17 protein-coding genes are annotated in these 15,740 nt (G+C 69.3%); 4 read left to right on the top strand and 13 right to left on the bottom strand.

Going from position 1 to position 15,740, the window contains the following annotated elements:
• Positions 1-8 precede the first annotated feature (8 nt).
• The 5 genes from AC3QLZ_RS01385 to AC3QLZ_RS01365 all read right to left on the bottom strand — a co-directional run bounded on the left by AC3QLZ_RS01385 (position 9) and on the right by AC3QLZ_RS01365 (position 3,601).
• On the bottom strand, positions 9-611 hold the full coding sequence (locus AC3QLZ_RS01385; protein ID WP_014237460.1) for a LemA family protein: 603 nt from the start codon (positions 609-611) through the stop codon (positions 9-11).
• Between the two features lie 199 nt (positions 612-810).
• Positions 811-1,668 carry a uracil-DNA glycosylase gene (locus tag AC3QLZ_RS01380; protein WP_014237459.1) on the bottom strand — a complete coding sequence of 286 codons (858 nt, stop codon included), beginning with the start codon at positions 1,666-1,668 and terminating at the stop codon, positions 811-813.
• Complete coding sequence (rimI, locus tag AC3QLZ_RS01375; RefSeq protein ID WP_014237458.1) at positions 1,665-2,156, bottom strand: ribosomal protein S18-alanine N-acetyltransferase; 492 nt, start codon at positions 2,154-2,156, stop codon at positions 1,665-1,667. Before rimI ends, AC3QLZ_RS01380 begins: the two co-directional genes overlap by 4 nt.
• A 3-nt stretch (positions 2,157-2,159) precedes the next feature.
• The gene (gene tsaB / locus AC3QLZ_RS01370; protein WP_014237457.1) at positions 2,160-2,843 is read right to left on the bottom strand and encodes a tRNA (adenosine(37)-N6)-threonylcarbamoyltransferase complex dimerization subunit type 1 TsaB; all 684 of its coding nucleotides are present in this window, start codon (positions 2,841-2,843) and stop codon (positions 2,160-2,162) included.
• A 380-nt stretch (positions 2,844-3,223) separates the two neighbouring features.
• Entirely contained in the window at positions 3,224-3,601 is a 378-nt protein-coding gene (locus tag AC3QLZ_RS01365; RefSeq protein ID WP_043798145.1) for a hypothetical protein, read from the bottom strand.
• A 308-nt stretch (positions 3,602-3,909) separates the two neighbouring features.
• Between AC3QLZ_RS01365 and ompR the strand changes: the two genes are divergently transcribed.
• The 4 genes from ompR to AC3QLZ_RS01345 all read left to right on the top strand — a co-directional run bounded on the left by ompR (position 3,910) and on the right by AC3QLZ_RS01345 (position 7,699).
• Positions 3,910-4,644, top strand: a complete 735-nt coding sequence (ompR, locus tag AC3QLZ_RS01360; protein WP_014237455.1) for an osmolarity response regulator transcription factor OmpR — start codon at positions 3,910-3,912, stop codon at positions 4,642-4,644.
• Positions 4,645-4,657: 13 nt separating this feature from the next.
• The gene (locus AC3QLZ_RS01355; protein ID WP_014237454.1) at positions 4,658-5,986 is read left to right on the top strand and encodes an ATP-binding protein; all 1,329 of its coding nucleotides are present in this window, start codon (positions 4,658-4,660) and stop codon (positions 5,984-5,986) included.
• A gap of 4 nt (positions 5,987-5,990) precedes the next feature.
• Positions 5,991-6,641 carry a phosphatase PAP2 family protein gene (locus AC3QLZ_RS01350; RefSeq protein WP_014237453.1) on the top strand — a complete coding sequence of 217 codons (651 nt, stop codon included), beginning with the start codon at positions 5,991-5,993 and terminating at the stop codon, positions 6,639-6,641.
• A gap of 62 nt (positions 6,642-6,703) precedes the next feature.
• Entirely contained in the window at positions 6,704-7,699 is a 996-nt protein-coding gene (locus tag AC3QLZ_RS01345) for a hypothetical protein (protein ID WP_014237452.1), read from the top strand.
• A gap of 25 nt (positions 7,700-7,724) precedes the next feature.
• Here the strand turns inward: AC3QLZ_RS01345 and AC3QLZ_RS01340 are convergent, their stop codons facing one another.
• The 8 genes from AC3QLZ_RS01340 to ispD all read right to left on the bottom strand — a co-directional run bounded on the left by AC3QLZ_RS01340 (position 7,725) and on the right by ispD (position 15,693).
• On the bottom strand, positions 7,725-8,441 hold the full coding sequence (locus AC3QLZ_RS01340) for a Crp/Fnr family transcriptional regulator (protein ID WP_014237451.1): 717 nt from the start codon (positions 8,439-8,441) through the stop codon (positions 7,725-7,727).
• A gap of 112 nt (positions 8,442-8,553) precedes the next feature.
• The gene (locus AC3QLZ_RS01335) at positions 8,554-9,396 is read right to left on the bottom strand and encodes an HDOD domain-containing protein (RefSeq protein ID WP_014237450.1); all 843 of its coding nucleotides are present in this window, start codon (positions 9,394-9,396) and stop codon (positions 8,554-8,556) included.
• Positions 9,393-9,710, bottom strand: a complete 318-nt coding sequence (locus AC3QLZ_RS01330; protein WP_014237449.1) for a hypothetical protein — start codon at positions 9,708-9,710, stop codon at positions 9,393-9,395. Before AC3QLZ_RS01330 ends, AC3QLZ_RS01335 begins: the two co-directional genes overlap by 4 nt.
• A gap of 19 nt (positions 9,711-9,729) precedes the next feature.
• The gene (locus tag AC3QLZ_RS01325; RefSeq protein WP_014237448.1) at positions 9,730-12,690 is read right to left on the bottom strand and encodes an EAL domain-containing protein; all 2,961 of its coding nucleotides are present in this window, start codon (positions 12,688-12,690) and stop codon (positions 9,730-9,732) included.
• 3 nt (positions 12,691-12,693) lie between these two features.
• Positions 12,694-13,917, bottom strand: coding sequence for an HD-GYP domain-containing protein (locus tag AC3QLZ_RS01320; protein ID WP_014237447.1), 1,224 nt, complete (start codon positions 13,915-13,917; stop codon positions 12,694-12,696).
• Positions 13,914-14,453, bottom strand: coding sequence for an RNA 2',3'-cyclic phosphodiesterase (gene thpR / locus AC3QLZ_RS01315; protein ID WP_050804302.1), 540 nt, complete (start codon positions 14,451-14,453; stop codon positions 13,914-13,916). Before thpR ends, AC3QLZ_RS01320 begins: the two co-directional genes overlap by 4 nt.
• 38 nt (positions 14,454-14,491) lie before the next feature.
• Positions 14,492-14,980: a 2-C-methyl-D-erythritol 2,4-cyclodiphosphate synthase gene (gene ispF / locus AC3QLZ_RS01310; RefSeq protein ID WP_014237445.1), complete on the bottom strand. Its 489-nt coding sequence runs from the start codon at positions 14,978-14,980 to the stop codon at positions 14,492-14,494.
• On the bottom strand, positions 14,977-15,693 hold the full coding sequence (gene ispD / locus AC3QLZ_RS01305; protein ID WP_014237444.1) for a 2-C-methyl-D-erythritol 4-phosphate cytidylyltransferase: 717 nt from the start codon (positions 15,691-15,693) through the stop codon (positions 14,977-14,979). The genes ispF and ispD overlap by 4 nt, the downstream gene beginning before the upstream one ends.
• Positions 15,694-15,740 lie beyond the last annotated feature (47 nt).

The following is a 15,740-nucleotide window of genomic DNA, read 5'->3' as shown; positions in this document are numbered from 1 at the left end:
GGAGCGGCTTACTTGGCCGGGGCGGCGCCGAAATCCACCTTGGGCGCGGTGGAGATGGCCTGTTCGTTTTCCACCGAGAAATTGGCCTTGGGCTGGTAGCCGAAAGCCATGGCGGTGAGGTTGTTGGGGAAGCTGCGCACCGCCACGTTGTACTCCTGGATGGCCTTGATGTAGCGGTTGCGGGCCACGGCGATGCGGTTCTCGGTGCCTTCCAGCTGGGCCTGGAGGTCGCGGAAACCGGCATCGGCCTTCAGCTGGGGATAGTTCTCGCTGACCACCAGCAGGCGCGACAGGGCCGAGGACAGTTCCCCCTGGGCCTGCTGGAAGCGGGCCAGGGCCTGGGGATCGTTGGCCAGTTCCGGCGTCGCCTGGATGCTGCCCACCTTGGCCCGGGCGGCGGTGACTTCGGTCAGCACCTTTTCCTCGTGGGCGGCGTAGCCCTTCACCGTATTCACCAGGTTGGGCACCAGGTCGGCGCGGCGCTGGTACTGGTTGAGCACTTCGGACCAGGCGGCCTTGGACTGCTCGTCCAGGGACTGGAAGGTGTTGTAGCCGCAACCGCTGAGCAGGGCGGCGACCAGGGAAAAGAGGGCTAGCAGGGGCAGGGACATGGGGACTCTCCTCGATTTGGCGGGATCAGCGCATGAAGATGGGGCATGGTAACGCAAAGTACAAGGGCATGGCCGCCGCAGCCGACGTAACGGCGAGGCGCAACGGGCATGCCCTGGAAGGCAGAAGGGACGCACATCTCCAGCATGCCATGGCGGAGAATGGCGCCCCTATTGGCTCCCGGACCACCCCGGAACGGAATCAGCCTCCGGCCTGGCGCCGGGCGTCGGCCAGCAGGCGCCGGGCGAAGCACAGGTCTTCCCAGGCCCGGGCCTTGTCCGTGAGATTGCGCAGCAGATAGGCCGGATGGTAGGTCACCACCACCGGGATCGGCCGGCCGTTGAGCAGGTATTCGTGGGGCCGGCCCCGCAGGGAAGCCAGGGGCCGCTCCTGGGCCAGCACGCTGTGCACCGCAGCGCGGCCGAGTAGAACGATCAGCTTGGGTTGCAGCAGCTCGATCTGGCGCTGCAGGTAGGGACGGCAGGTATCCATCTCCGCCGCCTCCGGCGTGCGGTTGCCCGGCGGCCGGCATTTCACCGCATTGCCGATGTAGACGCCCCGGCCCCGCTGCAGGTCGATGGCGGCCAGCATGGCATCGAGCAGCTTGCCGGCCTGGCCGACGAAGGGCTCGCCCTGCTCGTCCTCGTCCGCACCGGGGCCTTCGCCAATGAACATCCAGTCCGGCTGCTGCCGATCGCCGACGCCGAGCACCGCCTGCTTGCGCTGCTGGCACAGGGCGCAGGCCTGACAGGCGGCGACCGCGTCCTGCAACTCATCCCAGCCCATATTGCCCAGGCTGCCGGCCGGCAGGGGCGTCCGGGGCGCCGGCACCGCACCGGAGAAGGCCGCGGCAGCGGCCGGCGGCAAAATCAGGGACGGCCGCGGCGAACGGGGAGCTTCGGCCACAGGTGCTGCGGCAGCGGCGGACTCGGGCAGGGCGACGGCATCCATCGCCTCAGCCCCCTCCTCCGCCTGGCCGCGCAGGACCCACAGGGGGGTCAGCCCCATTTCATGCAGGATTTCCAGATTGCCCATGGCCCCCTCGCCGTTATGGTTCATGCCGCGATCTCCCCCAGCTCCCGGCGCAGCACCAGGGCATCCTCCCGCCCCTCGACGGCCGGGTAATAACCCTTGCGCCGGCCGATCACCTGGAAACCGTAGTTTTCATAGAGGGCCAGGGCCTTGGCGTTGGAGGGACGCACCTCCAGCAGCATGGTGACGGCGCCGCCGTGGCGCGACACCTCCATGGCGAAGCGCAGCAGCCGGGCGCCGTAGCCCCGGCCCTGGCGCTCGGCGGCGACGCTGATGTTGAGCAGGTGGGTCTCGTCCAGGGACGGCATGAGCACCATGTAGCCCACCAGGGCGCCGCCCTCCCGGGCCACCCAGCAGCTGTAGCCGGCCTTCATGGAGTCGGCGAAATTGCCCTGGGTCCAGGGATGGGAATAGACCCGGTTTTCGATTTCCATGATCTGGGCCAGGTCCTTGCCGTTCATGGGTAGGAACTCCAGGGGAGCCAGTTCGGCGGCCAGGGCGGAAAGGGAGCGCATGGGTCAGGCCCTGCCGCCCTGGGCCAGGCGCTCGGCCACGGTCAGGGCGACCTTGTCGCGGATGTAGAGGGGAGCCGCCAGGGCCGGGTCCAGGCCTTCGCCCCGGGCCAGCCGGGGCGCCGCCAGCCGGGCCACCGCCGCTGCCGTCGGCACCCGTTGCCCGCCCAGGGGCCAGGCAGCCAGGCGTTGGCTCAGGGCCGGGTAGGCCGGTACACCGTTGCCGCATACCGCCCAGTCTCCGGCAGCAGGCAGGGGCGCCTCCGCCGGCGGGCAGACGGTGATGGCGCCCTGCAGTTCCAGGACTTCGCCCACCCGGCGGTAGGCGCCGCAATAGACTTCGTTCATGCGGGCATCCAGATAGACCGCCACCTGGGGGCTGCCGTCGGCATAGGCCATGGCCTCCAGGGTCACCACCGGCAGCACCGGCCGGTCGAGGGCCACCGCCAGGCCCTGGGCCACGCCGCAGGCCACCCGCAGGCCGGTGAAGGCGCCCGGGCCGGCACCGAAGGCGATGCCGTCCAGGTCCGCCATGGCCAGGCCGGCTTCGGCCATCATGGCGCGCACCAGGGGCAAGAGGGTGAGAGAGCTTTGCTCACCGGCGGGACATTCCCGGGAGAGGAGGACGCCGTCGCGCCAGAGGGCGACGGACCCCTGGTCGGTGGCGGTTTCGAGGGCCAGCAGATTCATGGGGAGCGATTTTAACCCAGGCCCGGCCCTTCCCCGCCCCGGCATTGGGGTCGGCAAAAAAAAGGCAAAAAAAAGCGTGTCAAGACTTGACTTATGCACAAACAGCCCGCCCCTTGGCCCGGGGAGCCGCTTTCCGGCCACGATGACAGGCGGGAGCCAGCGCCAACGTTGTATCTATTTGTTTTTATTGAAATTACCGGCAAAGCCGTTTTTTTGGGCAGAGTAAGAAAAATCCTTATCCCCGGGCTACTTAGGCCATCTGTCCGGCAATAACCCACAAAGTTATCCACAGCTTGTGTGAACAAGTCCGCAAGTACCGGGTGGATCAGGATTTTTTATCGACGACGGGCTCACAACCCGTCCCGCGGCCGGATGGCCGCTCAGGGATGGCGGGGAGAGCGGGGCGCCGGCGGCAGCCCTTCCGGGTACAGGGGACGGCGCTCTTCCCGGGGGTAGAACTCCCGGCCGGCCTCGTGCACATCCCGCCGCAGGCGCTGCCGCTCTTCCGGCGACAGGCGCCGCCGCTCCTCGCCCGGCGCAAAACCGGGAGGCCCCTCCTCCCGCTCGGCCTGGCGGGAATTGAGCCACTGGCGCCGGGCTTCCCGCCGCTCTTCCTTGCTCAGACGGGCGTGGGGGTCCTCCGCCCGCTCCATGCGCAGGCCGCCTTCGGCCTGGGCCAGCAGGCGCGGCTCCTCCGGCCGGGCCCAGAGGGAGGCGGCAGAGAGCAGCAGGAGAGCGGAGAGGAACAGTCGTTTCATATGCACCATGGAATCACTACAACCGGCAACGTCGCCGTCACGGCGGGAAAGCCCGCGCAACCCCGGAGCCCGGGCCGGCGACGGCGCACAGTGTGCCCAAATTGCCGGGCCGCTTCCAGAGCGGCAGCCACGACGCCATCCTAACGCCTGGATGCAAGCCCGGCCCCGTCTGGATGTAAGGCCGGCCCACGGCTTTGTAAATAATTGTTTCCCCAGCCCCGGTCAGCAACGCGGCGTAACGACTTGGCCCCCGCCGGGCCCGGCGGAGCCCTGTTGCCGGGGCACGGAACCGGTTAGCATTGCCAGCCATGAGCGAAAACAAACAACGCATTCTCGTCGTGGACGACGACCAGCGCCTGCGGGACCTGCTGCTGCGCTACCTGGGCGAACAGGGTTTCGTCGTCAAGACGGCGGAAAACGCCCCGGCCATGGACAAGCTGCTGGCCCGGGAGACCTTCGACCTGCTGGTGCTGGACCTGATGCTGCCCGGCGAGGACGGCCTCTCCATCTGTCGCCGCCTGCGGGCCGCCGACCCGCACCAGGCGGTGCTCATGCTCACCGCCAAGGGCGACGAGATCGACCGCATCGTCGGCCTGGAAATGGGCGCCGACGACTACCTGCCCAAGCCCTTCAACCCCCGCGAGCTGGTGGCCCGCATCCACGCGGTGCTGCGCCGCCGCGCCCTGCCGCCGCCGGGCTCCCCGGTGGAGGCCGAAGGCACGGTGCAGGTGGGCGAGATCAGCATCGACCTGGCCACCCGCCGCCTCACCCGGGGCGCCGAGGGCGAGGCGGTGATGCTCACCACCGGTGAATTCGCCGTGCTCAAGGTGCTGCTGCAGCACCCGCGCCAGCCCCTTTCCCGGGACCGCCTGATGAGCCTGGCCCGGGGCCGGGAACAGGGCCCCTTCGACCGGGCCATTGACGTGCAGATTTCCCGCCTGCGCAAGCTGATCGAGCCGGACCCCCAGACCCCGCGCTATATCCAGACCGTCTGGGGCTTCGGCTACGTGTTCGTGCCGGACGGCCAGGGCACCACCGCCTGAGCCCCCGCCGGCCATGAAACTGCCGCGCCCCCTGCAGCGCCTGCTGCCCCGCACCCTGCTGGTGCGGGCCTTCATCCTGGTGGCGGTGCTGCTGCTGGTGTCCGTCTCGGTCTGGGTCGCCCTGTTCCGGGCTGCCGAGCGGGAACCCCGGGCCCGCCAGCTGGCCCAGCTAACCGCCAGCGTCGCCAACATCACCCGGGCCGCCCTGCTCAGCGCCGACCCGGTGCTGCGCCGCGATCTGCTGCGGGAATTGTCGGAACGGGAAGGCCTGCGCCTCTACCCGGCGGAAGAGCAGGACCGGGTCACGCCCCTGCCCGACCGGGAGTTCTTCACCATCTTCCAGCGGGAAGCCTTCCAGCTGATGGGACCCCAGGCCAGCTTTGCCATCGCCGTGAACGACCAGCCCGGCTTCTGGATCCGCTTTTCCATGGAGGAAGGGGACGATTACTGGCTGGTGCTGCCGCGGGAGCGCACCGAGCGCAACCCGACCTGGCAGTGGCTGGGCTGGGGCGCCGTCTCCCTGGTGCTGTCCCTGGTGGTGGCCTGGCTCATCGTCGCCCGCATCGCCCGCCCCCTGAAAATCATGGCCCGGGCCGCCCGGGCCGTGGGCCGTGGCGAGCGGCCGCCCACCCTGGCCGAAGAAGGGGCCGAGGAAGTGCGCCTGCTGGCCCGGGCCATGAACCAGATGTCCGCCGACCTGGCCCGCCTGGAAAGCGAACGGGCCCTGGTGCTGGCCGGCATCTCCCACGATCTGCGCACCCCCCTGGCGCGCATGCGCCTGGCGGCGGAAATGGGGGTGGAGGACGAAAGCCTGCGGGCCGGCATGAACGACGACATCACCCAGATGGACGGCATCATCGGCCAGTTCCTCGATTACGCCCGGGGCGAGGAGCAGGAGCCGGAAGAAAGTGCCGATCCCAACCAGCTGCTGGCCACCCTGGCCCGCCGCTGCCAGGAGCGCCAGGAACCGGTGCAACTGCAGACATCGCCCCTGCCGCCCCTGCGGCTGCGCCCCCGGGCCCTGGAACGGGCCCTGACCAATCTCATCGGCAACGCCCGCAAATACGGCGGCGGCGACATCACCCTGGCCTCCGGCATCGCCGACGGACAGGCCTTCCTCGCCGTGCTGGACCGGGGACCGGGCATCCCCCCCGCCGAAGTGGAGCGGCTGAAGCGCCCCTTCACCCGCCTCGAGGCCGCCCGCAGCGACACCACCGGTACCGGCCTGGGCCTGGCCATCGTCGAACGCATCGCCCGCCTGCACGGCGGCCGCCTGGAGTTGTCGCCCCGGGAGGGCGGCGGCCTGGCCGCCCGCCTGCTGCTGCCCCTGCCCCCCGCCTGAGTCCATGGGACGCCTTTCTCCACGGCCCCAGGCCGGGCGCGCCCTGGGCACGGCCCTCTTCGGCATGGCCTGCCTGACAGCCTTGTGGTTGCTGGCCCCCCGGGGCATCCCGGCCTGGGACCGGGCCCTGCTCGACCTTTTCGCCCAGATCCGCAGCCCCCTGCTGGACCGGGCCATGGGCAGCCTCACCTGGCTCGGCTCCCTCTGGCTGCTGCTGCCGGCCAGCCTGTTGCTGGGACTCCTGGCGCACCGCCGTCGGCCCCGGGCCTGGCTGCCGGCCGCCGCCCTAAGCGTTGCCATCGGCATCGGCCACCTGGCCAAGAGCCTCATCCAGCGCCCCCGGCCCGACCTCCACTCGGCCCTGGATGGCCTCGCCACCCACGCCTCCTTCCCCAGCCTGCACAGCGCCCAGGCCCTGGCCTTCGGCATCGCCCTCGGCCTCCTGCTGCAACGCTCCTGGGTCCTGGCGGCGGCAGCCGTGCTGGGGCTGGCAGTGGGCATCTCCCGCCTCTACCTGCAGGTGCATTTCCCCAGCGACGTGCTGGCCGGCGCCCTCCTCGGCGGCCTCACCGCCCTGGTCCTGGACCGGCTGTGGCACCCGGCAGCGGCGCCGACGACCCGCGCCGGAGAAGACGACGGCATACAAATCCGGTAGCCTGCAGGCCTGCGGGAACGCCCGTTCCCTCACCGATCAAGTTTTTGCAGGAGCTTGCCCCGATGTACAACGACGAGGATCTGGCGGCCGCCGTGCGCGACGGCGTGCTCAGCCAGGAGGCGGTGGATGCCTTCCATGCCTATATGGTGCAGGGCCGGCCCCTGCCGGTGGTGGATGAGGAGCACTTCCGCCTGGTCAGCGGCTTCAACGACATTTTCGTGGTCATCGCCTGCCTGCTGCTCCTGGCCGCCCTCGGCTGGCTCGGCAGCCGCGTCCATGACGGCGCCGGCCCCCTGCTGGTGGCCGCCACGGCCTGGGGCCTGGCCGAGTTCTTCACCCGCCAGCGGCGCCTGGCCCTGCCCTCCATCGTGCTTCTGCTGGCTTTCGTCGGCGGCCTGGTGGGCATGACCGTGGCCGTGCTGCGGCCCCTGGACAGCGTTTCCCTGCCCCTGGCGGGGCTCCTCGGCGGCCTCGGCGCCTGGCTGCACTGGCGGCGTTTCCGCGTGCCCATCACCGTCGCTGCCGGCGCCGCCGCGGTGGCCGGCACCCTGCTGGCCATGCTCTTCCTCAGATCAACGCTGGCCCGGGAATGGTATGCCCCCATCACCTTCGTCGCCGGCACGGCGGTGTTCGCCCTGGCCATGGCCTGGGACACGGCCGATCCGCAGCGCAAGACCCGCCGCGCCGACGTGGCCTTCTGGCTGCACCTGCTGGCGGCGCCCCTGCTGGTCCATCCCATTTTCACGTCGCTGCAGATGTTCTCCCGGGAGGCCACCCTGGTTCAGGCCGCCGCGGCGCTTCTCATCTACGCCCTGCTGGGACTGCTGTCCCTGGCCATCGACCGGCGCGCCCTGATGGTGTCGGCCCTGGCCTATCTGCTCTACGCCTTCACCGCCCTGCTGAAGAACCTGGGCATGGTCAGCCTCAGCTTCGCCTTCACCGCCCTCTGCATCGGCGCCGCCCTGCTCCTGCTCTCGGCCTTCTGGCACACCTGCCGCAGCCGCGTCGTCAGCGTCCTGCCAGCCCCCTGGCAAGAGCGTCTGCCGCCGCTGCACTGAGGGCGGCCTGAGTGGCGGCTGCGGCCTACAGATCGCAGCCGTGGGGGCAGACGTAGCCCGCCAGCTGCTCCACGTCCTTCACCTGCAGGCGGTTGCCCTCCTGGGTGATGAGGCCCCGTTCGGTCAGGTCCCGCAGGGCCCGGGAGAGATGGGTCTGGCTGATGCTGAGGCGGGAGGCCAGGTTCTTCTTCGGCACCGGGATGGCCAGGCTGAGGGAATCCTTGAGGGTCAGGCGGGAGGTCTCGAAGCCGCAGATCAGGTAGCAGGCCAGGCGCTGCACGGCGGTCTTGGAATAGAAGGTGACCACGTCGGCGTAGAGCAGGCAGATGCGCTCGGACACCAGTTCCAGGAAGCGCTGGGCGAAAGGCCAGGATTCGTCCATCCAGGCCAGCACCTCGGCCGGGGGAATGCGCAGCATCACCGTCGGTGTCAGGCTGCGAGCCCAGTAGTTGATGGCTTTCTGGTCGCTGACGGTTTCTTCCGCCAGGGTTTCCCCCGACTTGATGAAGTGCAGCACCTTCTCTTCCCCTTCGGCGTTGCAGAAGAAGATTTCGACGGAGCCGTGCACCAGAATGTAGAGGCCCGGGGAACGGGTACCCCGCTCCAGGAAGCAGCAGTCTTCCGGCACCTGCACCCGGTTCTCGGGACGGCTCAGGATGTCGTTGAAGCGCTCGCTTTCCTCCAGGCCGGCAAAGAGGCGGGAGGACTTGAGCAGGGCGATTTCATGGGGAGTGAAGGACACAGGGGAGTCCAGACCGACGGTGGGTGACTCCCCTAAGCTACGCCGCCCCCGGCGGCGAATCCTTGATTTTGGCTAAACCCGGGGGCATAAGCGCCCCAGGTGCGGCGACCCTTCAGATGTTGAGGGCGGTGCACACATCCTCGAACCGGTCTTCCACCGTCGCCAGCATCTGCTTGAAACGGCCCCAGTCGATGCCGAGCCGGTTCCAGGCTACGGCGGAGAGGGGCGGCACCAGTTCATCCTCCCGGGGGCACAGGTCCAGGGCATGGGCCATGACGTCGGCCACATGGACGACGCCGGCCAGAGAATCGGCGGTGGCCTCCTCCGGCGCGTGGTGATGGGCCACCGCCGCCTGGATGGAAGGGGCGAAGTGCCAGCGTTCGGCCAGGGCCTGGCCCACCTGGGCATGGTCCAGGCCCAGCACGTCCCGCTCGGCGGTGAGGAGGAAGCAGTCGTGCTTCTTCTGGTAGGCCAGGGCCTCCCGGTACTCGTCGGGGAAACAGGTGACCAGCACCAGGCGACCGATGTCGTGCAGCAGGCCGGCGGTGAAGGCACCGTCCTCGGAGACGCCGGCCTCCGCCGCCAGGGTGCGGGCGCACAGGGCGACGCCGACGCAGTGCTGCCAGAACAGGCGCTGGTCGAACCAGCTGTGGCGGGACTGGGCAAAGGCGCCGGTGACGGCGGCGGCGGCCACCAGGGAGCGGATCTGGCGCAGACCCAGGATCACCGTGGCGTCCTGGATGCTGGCCACCTTGCTCTGCAGGCCGTAGAAGGGGGAATTGGCCACCTTCAGGGCCTTGGCCGCCAGGGCCTGGTCCAGGGCGATCTTGTTGGCCAGCTCGTCCGCATTGACGTCGTCCTTGTCGGCCGACTGCAGCAGTTCGATCACCACCGCCGGCAGGGACGGCAGCTGACGCACCGCCTCCACCACCTGTTGCGCTTGCAGGGTCTTCATTGGGGGCGCTCCTGGCGGTATTCCAGCATCAGGCGCAGCAACTCCTGGGAGGCCGGGTCGCCGGCCTGGCGGAACAGGTGCTGCAGGCGCAGCCGGGAAGCCTCCCGGCGGGCCATGAGGGCGCCCTCGTCCACCGGCGCCTCGATGCGGATGGTCAGGGTTTCGATGCCGCGCCGGGCCAGGGAGCGCAGGCTGGACTCGGCCAGTTCGGAGCCCCTGGGCAGCAGGACCTGACCGGCGGCATCCCGCAGGTCGTCCCCCAGCAGCATGCCCGGCTGGGCTTCCTCCAGGGGTATTTGTTTGATGGTGCTCATTGTTTCTTTTCCATGGGTGCTACAGGGGCAACAGCAACAGCAGGTGTCCCCGGGTCTTGGCATCGTTGCCGAAAGGCTGGCACAGGGCGCGGCAACGGCCGCCCTGGTTCAAGGTGATTTCCCGGCTGCCGCCGCCCGCCTGCAGCAGCGCCAGCAGCTCCGGCGGCAGCAGGTCGGCGCTCTCGTTGCCGATCAGACCGCAGGCCGGCCACAACCGTTCCGCCGCCGCATTGGCGTAGGCCACCATGCCGCTGGCGTCCACCCCCAGCACCGCCGCCGGCAGCTCCTGCAGCACCTCGTGGGCGATACCGGTGGCCTGCTGGGGCCGTATTTCCTGACGGGCGTGGCTGGCCAGGAGGGACTCCAGTTCCTGGCCGAGGCGGGACAGCTCCAGGCCAGCGCTGTGGACCTCCTGGGTCAGGCGCTGGTTCTCCAGCAGCAGACTGTGCTGGCGCAGGGCTTCGAGGACGCCGGCGACCAGCACTTCCGTGCCCACGTCCCGGGACAAGAGATGGCCCGCCAGATGGGGCGGCAGTTCGGCGGCGGCCGCCGCCATGTTGTCGGCGGAGGACAGCAGCAGGAAGCCGGCCTCCGGCTGCAACTGGCCCGCCCGTTCGAGGAAGGCCTGGCCGGCACTGTCGGTGAGCCCGGCATCGGCGACGATGGCGTCCACCCGCTGGCAGGCCAGGGCCGCCAGCCCCTCTTCGCCGCCACCGGCCAGCAGCACCCGCAGGTTGGCCTCCTCCAGGGCCCGGCCGAGGGTCAGGCGCAGGGCCGGCGCCGTCAGCACCAGCAGGACCGTCGGCACCTGTACCCCCCGGGCCCGCAGGCGGCCCGGCAGCACCCGCCCCTTGTCGAGCAGGGCCAGGGCCTCCGGCGCCGGCACCGGACGGCTGAAGTAGTAGCCCTGCATCTCGTCGCAGTGGTTGGCCACCAGCAGGGCGATCTGGCCCTCGGTCTCCACCCCTTCGGCCACCACCTTGAGGCGCAGGTTGTGGGCCATGGTGATGACGGCCCGGGTGATGGAGGCATCCCCCGGATCGGCGGTGATGTCCTGGACGAAGGCCCGGTCCACCTTGACCGTATCCAGGGGCAGGCGCTTCAGATAGGCCAGGCTGGAATAGCCGGTGCCGAAATCGTCCACCGACAGCTGCACACCCATGGCCTTGAGCCGGTTGAGCAACGCGATGTTGTCCTCGACGTGGCTCATCAGCAGGCTCTCGGTCAGTTCCAGCTCCAGGGCCTGGGGCGGCAGGCCGGAATCTTCCAGGGCCTGGCGCACGTCCTGCACCAGGGCCTCGGACTGCAGCTGGCGGGCCGACAGGTTCACCGCCACCGTCAGCTGCCCGTGACCGGCCAGGTGCCATGCCGCCGCCTGCTGACAGGCCTGCTGCAGCACCCAGGTGCCGACGGGCACGATGAGCCCGGTTTCTTCCAGCAGGGGAATGAATTCCATGGGCGAGACCAGACCCCGCACCGGATGCTGCCAGCGCAGCAGGGCCTCGAAGCCGGTGATACCGCCGTGACTGCAGCTGACCTTGGGCTGGAAGTGGAGGATGAATTCCTGGCGCTGCACCGCCCGCCGCAGGTCCGTCTCCAGTTGCAGCTGTTCCTTGACCCGGGCGTTCATGGCGGCGGTGAAGAACTGGAAGTTGTTGCGGCCCAGCTCCTTGGCCCGGTACATGGCCGTGTCGGCGTTGCGGATGAGCTTTTCCAGGTCGTCGCAATCGTCCGGGTAGAGGGTGATGCCGATGGAAGCGGAGACGAACAGCTCCTGCCCTTCCAGGGTGATGGGCTGGGCCAGGGTGTCCACCAGGCGGCGGGCCACCACGGTGACGTCGTACTCCCGCTCCGGGTCCGGCACCAGCACGGCGAACTCGTCGCCGCCCAGGCGCCCCACCGTGTCGCTGGCCCGCAGGCAGCCGCCGATGCGGGCGGCCACCTGCTGCAACAGGGCGTCGCCGGCCAGGTGGCCCAGGGTGTCGTTGACCACCTTGAAACGGTCCAGGTCGATGAACATCACCGCCAGCCGGCCGCCCTGGCGCTGCACCATGGCCAGGGCCGCCTTCAGGCGCTCGCGGAAGAGCAGGCGGTTGGGCAGGCCGGTGAGGCTGTCGAAGTGGGCCAGATGGGTCAGGCGCTGCTGGGCTTCCACCGTCTCGGTGACGTTGAGGTGCATCACCACCGCGCCCCGGTTGCCCCGGGCTTCCAGGGGCGTCACCAGAACGCGGAACCAGCGCTTCTCGGTGGGCGAATGACAGGCATAGACCAGGGAAAACTCGTGCTGCAGACCGTCGATCACGGCACGGATGCCGACGGCGATGTCCTGGGCCTCTTCCGCCGATTCGCCCCAGGACCTCTCGCAGACCCGGATGTAGTTGCAGCCCACGCCGGCGCTGCTCGGATCATGGCTGTTCTCGGCGGCGAAACGACTCCAGGGCTCGTTCACCGCGACGATGATGCCCTCGGCGTCGAGGATCGCGATATGGGCCGGCAGGGCGTCCAGCACGCCCTTCTGCACCGCCTCGCTGGCCCGCAGGGCTTCCCGTTGCAGCACCAGGTCGGTGATGTCGGTGCCGACGCCGCCGACGCTGTGGGCATTGCCCTGCTCGTCCTTCATGTCGAAGCTGCGGATGTGCAGCCAGCGCTCGCCACCGTTGGGATGGACGATGCGCACCACCTCGTTGACCCCGCCCCGGGGATTGCGCCGCACCGCCTCGCGCATGCGGTCCAGGTCGTCCGGGTGGATGAAGCGCAGCCAGTCGAAGCGGTTGCGGTAGAGGTCTTCCACCGAGCCGCCCCAGTGGGTGGCGTAGGCCGGATTGGCATAGACCACGCGGCGGGCGGCGATGTCGATCAGCCAGAAGCTTTCCGGGATGTTGTCCGCCAGCTGGACGAAGCGGTTCTCGCCCTGCCGCAGGCGGGTCAGCACATTCTCGATGCCGCGGGTTTCGCGGGGAGCGGGCGGTGGCTTGGGCATGCTTCAGGAAAGGAAACGATTGACGTCGATGCCCCACTTCAGGGGGGATTCATGGGTGACGATGCGGTCGCCGCCGCCATGGCCAAAGGGCCGGGAGAGGTCCACATCCTGGGGCGGCAGATAGTACTGGCGCTTGGCATCGTAGATGACCCGCACCAGGGGCTGCAGCAGATTTTTCTCCCGCTGTTCCACCACCACGCCAAGGCGCTCGCTCTCCAGGCGCACCAGGGTGCCCACCGGGTAGATGCCGATGCTCTTGACGAAGATCTGGAACAGGGCCGGATCAAAGTGGTACTTGCTCCAGTCGAAAAGCTTGCGCATGGCTTCCCCCGGATTGACGCCCCGATGATAAACCCGGTCGGTGGTGATGGCGTCATACACATCGACGATGGCCGCCATGCGTCCCACCTGGGAAATCTCCTCGCCCTTGAGGCCCCGGGGATAGCCGCTGCCGTCGAAACGCTCGTGGTGGTGCTCCATGATGTCGAAGGCCAGCTGGGGAATGCCCGCCGTCTGGTGCAGGATGTCGGAACCCTGGACCACGTGGGATTTCACGTGCAGGTATTCCTCGTCGGTCAGCTTGCCCGGCTTGGCCAGGATCTCGGCATGGATGCGCACATAGCCGATGTCGTGCAGCAGGCCACCCAGGGCCACCTGGTGGATGGTCGCCAGGTCCATGTCCATGGCCTTGGCGAAGGCCGCCAGCATGGCGCAGACGCCCACCGAGTGCTGGTAGGTGTAGTCGTCCCGCTGCTGCAGGCGGCGCAGGGTGAACATGGCGTTGCTGTTGCGGATGACGGAGTTGGTGATCTTCTCCACCGCCAGCTTCACCGATTCCATCTCGATCTGGCGCCCCAGGCGGGCGTTGTCCATGACGCTGCGCACCAGGCGGGCCCCCTCGTTGAAGGCCCCCTTGGCCTTGGCCAGCTCCTCCGCCAGGCTGGTGCGGGGCGGCGGCGCCTTGTTTTCCGGCGCCTCGGCCATCCTTTCCAGGTCCTGCTGGCTGCTCCGGGCCGCCTCCTGGGCCGTGGGCACGTCGTCTACATCCAGGCCCTTGGCGGTGTCGATGAACACCTCCCGGATGCCGGCACGGCGGATTTTCAGCACCTGTTCCTGGTCTTCCAGCAGCAGGCTGTTGCGCAGGAAGGGATGATCCATCCAGCCCGCATTGACGTCGCTGACATACATGCCGACCCGGATCTGGGCCACGGGAATCTTCTTGATCATGCCGAGCCCTCCACCGGCCAGCGGGCCAGGGTCTCGTAGGCGGCACCGCCGGCATGGCGGCGGGAGCGCAGCAGGGCGAAATCCGTGGCGCGCCAGGCCAGGGGCAAAGCCTCCTCCCGGCAGGGTGGCGCCACGGGGGCCCGGCGCACCAGGGTCACGTGGGGCACGAAGGGACGGGGTTCCAGGGCAAAGCCCCGCTCACCCACGGCCGCCGCCAGGGCGTCAGCGAGGCCGTGCAGGGCAGCGACGGGAGCGCGGCAGCCGATCCAGGCGAGGTGGTTGTGCTGCCAGTAGCCAAAATGATCCAGGGAAAACTCCAGGGGGAATACGTGGTGCATGACTTGTTGCCGGGCCACAATGCGGCCGGCTTCCTGCAGGGCCGGCAGGGTTGCGAGGGGAACGTCACCGAGAAAGGCCAGGGTCAGGTGCAGGGTCTCCCGGGCCATGGCGCGGCCGCCCACGGCCGCCGCCTGGGCTTCGGCCAGGGCCGCCAGGCGCTCAGCCAGGGCCGCCTCGGGCCAGAGGGCGAAAAACACCCGGGCCCGTTCTGGGGACGCTGTCTGACCGGACAAAGTCACTCCCGTTCAATGAGGACGGCGGCCTGGGCTTCCATGCCCTCCTCCCGACCGGCAAAACCGAGCCGTTCGCAGGTCTTGGCCTTGACGTTGACCCGCTCGGCGGCCAGCCCCAGATCGGCGGCGATATTGGCCACCATGGCCGGAATGTGGGCCGCCAGTTTGGGCCGCTGGGCCACCACCGTGGCGTCCACATTGACCACGCGCCAGCCCGCCTGCTGCAGCAGGCTGAGGGTGTGGCGCAGCAGCACCCGGCTGTCGGCCCCCTTCCAGCGCGGATCGGAATCGGGGAAATGGCGGCCGATATCGCCCAGGGCCGCCGCGCCGAGCAGGGCGTCGGTAATGGCGTGCAGCAGGGCGTCGGCATCGGAATGGCCGAGCAGCCCCAGTTCGTGGGGAATGGTGACGCCGCCCAGGATCAGGGCCCGTCCCGGCACCAGAGCATGCACATCCCAGCCCTGGCCGACGCGAATTTCCTTGTGACTCATGCCAATGCTCCGAGGGCGGCCCGGGGGCCGAGGCGGCTGCGCAGGATGGCCTCCGCCAGGGACAGGTCCGCCGGATAGGTAACCTTGAGATTGCTGGCGTCGCCCTTCACCAGCCGGGGCTTGAGGCCCAGGGCCTCGATGGCACCGGCCTCGTCGGTGACGTCCGGGCTGGCCGCCAGGGCCCGGCACAGGGTGCCATAGCGGAACATCTGGGGCGTCTGGGCCTGCCACAGGCCGTCCCGGGGCACGGTGGCCGCGGCCCGCTGCTGCACATCGGCCCGCTTCAGGGTGTCGGCCACGGGCACCGCCAGGATGCCGCCCACCGGATCGTCCGCCAGTTCTGCCACCAGGGCGTCGATCATGGCGGCGGCCAGGCAGGGCCGGGCCGCATCGTGCACCAGCACCCAGTCGTCCTCGGCGGCCGCCATCTGGGCTGCCCTGAGGCCGCTGGCCACGCTCTGGGCCCGGGTGGCGCCGCCGTGGAAGACGGTTTCCAGCTTGGGCCCCAGGGCGCTCCAGTCGTATTCCCGCCACCACTCGTCCCCCGGCGACAGCACCACCCATACCCGGTCGATGGCCGGATGGCGGCACAGGGCCGCCAGGGTGTGGTGGATGAGGGGTTGTCCCGCCAGGGGAAGATACTGTTTGGGAGTGTCGCTGCCGAAGCGGGAACCGCTGCCGGCAGCGGGAACGATTGCGTAGTGTCGGGCCATGCATTAATTTTAACAGGAGGGGCCTCGTCATAACCGGCCGGCCGGGG

This window comes from Azospira sp. MPR-LB4 (assembly GCF_058809525.1).
This window is presented reverse-complemented; position numbering and strand designations above follow the sequence as displayed.

Bases quoted from the DNA above. Each gene is read 5' to 3' on its own strand.
- rimI (WP_014237458.1), bottom strand. From the start codon at position 2,156: ATGCGCTCCCTTTCCGCCCTGGCCGCCGAACTGGCTCCCCTGGAGTTC.
- AC3QLZ_RS01385 (WP_014237460.1), bottom strand. From the start codon at position 611: ATGTCCCTGCCCCTGCTAGCCCTCTTTTCCCTGGTCGCCGCCCTGCTC.
- AC3QLZ_RS01380 (WP_014237459.1), bottom strand. From the start codon at position 1,668: ATGAACCATAACGGCGAGGGGGCCATGGGCAATCTGGAAATCCTGCAT.
- AC3QLZ_RS01345 (WP_014237452.1), top strand. From the start codon at position 6,704: ATGTACAACGACGAGGATCTGGCGGCCGCCGTGCGCGACGGCGTGCTC.
- AC3QLZ_RS01325 (WP_014237448.1), bottom strand. From the start codon at position 12,690: ATGCCCAAGCCACCGCCCGCTCCCCGCGAAACCCGCGGCATCGAGAAT.
- AC3QLZ_RS01320 (WP_014237447.1), bottom strand. From the start codon at position 13,917: ATGATCAAGAAGATTCCCGTGGCCCAGATCCGGGTCGGCATGTATGTC.
- ispF (WP_014237445.1), bottom strand. From the start codon at position 14,980: ATGAGTCACAAGGAAATTCGCGTCGGCCAGGGCTGGGATGTGCATGCT.
- ispD (WP_014237444.1), bottom strand. From the start codon at position 15,693: ATGGCCCGACACTACGCAATCGTTCCCGCTGCCGGCAGCGGTTCCCGC.
- AC3QLZ_RS01330 (WP_014237449.1), bottom strand. From the start codon at position 9,710: ATGAGCACCATCAAACAAATACCCCTGGAGGAAGCCCAGCCGGGCATG.
- AC3QLZ_RS01350 (WP_014237453.1), top strand. From the start codon at position 5,991: ATGGGACGCCTTTCTCCACGGCCCCAGGCCGGGCGCGCCCTGGGCACG.
- ompR (WP_014237455.1), top strand. From the start codon at position 3,910: ATGAGCGAAAACAAACAACGCATTCTCGTCGTGGACGACGACCAGCGC.
- AC3QLZ_RS01355 (WP_014237454.1), top strand. From the start codon at position 4,658: ATGAAACTGCCGCGCCCCCTGCAGCGCCTGCTGCCCCGCACCCTGCTG.
- AC3QLZ_RS01365 (WP_043798145.1), bottom strand. From the start codon at position 3,601: ATGAAACGACTGTTCCTCTCCGCTCTCCTGCTGCTCTCTGCCGCCTCC.
- AC3QLZ_RS01335 (WP_014237450.1), bottom strand. From the start codon at position 9,396: ATGAAGACCCTGCAAGCGCAACAGGTGGTGGAGGCGGTGCGTCAGCTG.
- tsaB (WP_014237457.1), bottom strand. From the start codon at position 2,843: ATGAATCTGCTGGCCCTCGAAACCGCCACCGACCAGGGGTCCGTCGCC.